The sequence below is a fragment of the Chloroherpetonaceae bacterium genome, from assembly GCA_025056565.1.
In the GTDB taxonomy this organism is placed as follows: domain Bacteria; phylum Bacteroidota; class Chlorobiia; order Chlorobiales; family Thermochlorobacteraceae; genus Thermochlorobacter.
Genome location: JANWWA010000048.1, coordinates 1 through 811, shown reverse-complemented (window position 1 = coordinate 811; position 811 = coordinate 1). Strand labels below are relative to the sequence as shown.

1 protein-coding gene is annotated in these 811 nt (G+C 37.0%); it reads left to right on the top strand.

Annotation, left to right across the window (positions count from 1 at the left end):
• The coding region (locus tag NZM05_12605) for a hypothetical protein (protein MCS7014455.1) at positions 1 to 743 on the top strand (743 nt) is incomplete at its 5' end.
• Positions 744 to 811: the final 68 nt, after the last annotated feature.

The following is an 811-nucleotide window of genomic DNA, read 5'->3' as shown; positions in this document are numbered from 1 at the left end:
ATACACGGTTTATTGCGTCGATGACAGGTATTGAAATTTCAAAGCTTGTAAAATACCGCATCGAACCCAAGCTACTTGCAAAAGAAGAAATTAATCAGATTGAAGCAGCACTGGATTCCATGAAGGATATGTCAAAATATGTAAGAATCAAATACTTTAAACCCAAACAACTCACACCGCAAAAATTGGCTGATTATCTATTTGAAGTGGAACATTGCGACAAAGTAAAAATTCGAGCAGTCTATCACGACTACCTTAAAAAACTTTCATATGAAGGTAGAGCAAAAGATGATTATACTGGGTTAGGGTATATCACAACTGAACTCATTGGAATTGCACAAGACTTTTGCTTGCCAATTTGGACGCCCATGCAATTAAATCGTGGGGCAAAGCTAGGTGGATTTGCAGGATTGCAAAGCAGTTCTGCTAACGTAGGAAATTCATGGCAAATCATTGAAGACCTGGACTATGTGCTCATCGTAGAACCCATTGCAGAAAATCCTGAATACATGACTATAAAAGTTGATAAAGCCCGTCGCAGTGAAGATAACTACAAAATTCAGATTAGGATTAGAAAAAATACATGCCAGATTGAAGAATGTTTGGTTTCACCTTATTCAAATGATACAGATGAAAATGAAGAAGAAAAATACAAACAATCATTGAATGGAAAAGGGAAAAAACTTAGTGAACAAAATGCATCCGGATGGACATGGCAACGTGATGAACCGTCTGTATTTTGAAAAAGTAAAAAGAAAAGGAGAGAAACGATGAGATTTCAAGAACTTGACTACAGTTGTGGAGCGGCTGC